General features: G+C 38.0%; 1 protein-coding gene. It reads right to left on the bottom strand.

From position 1 onward, the window contains the following. Positions 1-1,193 (bottom strand): elongation factor Tu (gene tuf / locus PTZ02_RS19670; RefSeq protein ID WP_274229418.1); only part of this gene is annotated, 1,193 nt, incomplete at its 3' end. Positions 1,194-1,207: the final 14 nt, after the last annotated feature.

A 1,207-nucleotide genomic window follows, 5' to 3' on the forward strand; every position in this document is an offset into this window, starting at 1 on the left:
TATTTAACTATAGTAGTAACAACTCCAGAACCTACAGTTCTTCCACCTTCTCTGATTGCGAATCTTAATCCTTCATTCATTGCGATTTCAGTGATTAATTCAACATTCATGTCGATGTGATCTCCTGGCATTACCATTTCCATTCCGTCTGGTAATTTGATTGATCCTGTTACGTCTGTTGTTCTGAAATAGAATTGTGGTCTATATCCATCGAAGAATGGAGTATGTCTTCCGCCTTCTTCTTTCTTTAATACGTAAACTTGACCTACGAATGCTTTGTGTGGGTTTACTGATCCACTTTTAGCTAAAACTTGACCTCTTTCGATATCAGTTCTTTGAACACCTCTTAATAATGCTCCGATGTTATCTCCAGCTTGTGCTTCGTCTAGTAACTTTCTGAACATTTCTATTCCTGTTACTACTGTCTTTCTTCTTTCTTCACTTAATCCAACTACTTCTACTTCGTCTCCTACGTGAAGAATTCCACTTTCAACTCTTCCAGTTGCAACTGTTCCTCTACCAGTGATTGTGAATACATCTTCTACTGGCATTAAGAATGGCTTATCTGTTGCTCTTTCTGGTGTTGGAATGTAGCTATCTACTGCATCCATTAAGTCTAAGATTGGTTGAATCTTTTCTGGATCTGTTGGGTTTTCTAATGCTTGTAATGCAGATCCTTTAACTATTGGAATATCATCTCCTGGGAAGTTGTATTCGCTTAATAGTTCTCTTACTTCCATTTCTACTAATTCAAGTAATTCTTCGTCATCTACCATATCAGCTTTGTTTAAGAATACTACGATATAGTCAACTCCTACTCTTGATGCAAGTAGTATGTGTTCTCTTGTTTGAGGCATTGGACCATCTGCTGCAGATACAACTAAGATAGCTCCATCCATTTGTGCTGCTCCAGTTATCATGTTCTTAACATAGTCAGCATGTCCTGGACAGTCAACGTGTGCGTAGTGTCTGTTTTCTGTTTCATACTCTACGTGTGCTGTGTTGATTGTAATTCCTCTTTCTTTTTCCTCTGGTGCTTTATCTATATCTGCATAGTTGAATGCTTCTGCAAATCCCTTGTTTGCTAATACTGTTGTGATTGCTGCTGTTAATGTTGTCTTACCGTGGTCTACGTGACCTATTGTTCCAATGTTAACGTGTGGTTTGTTTCTTTCAAATTTTGCCTTTGACATTGTTTGATTCCTCC

Source organism: Clostridium sp. 'White wine YQ', from assembly GCF_028728205.1.
In the GTDB taxonomy this organism is placed as follows: domain Bacteria; phylum Bacillota; class Clostridia; order Clostridiales; family Clostridiaceae; genus Clostridium_T.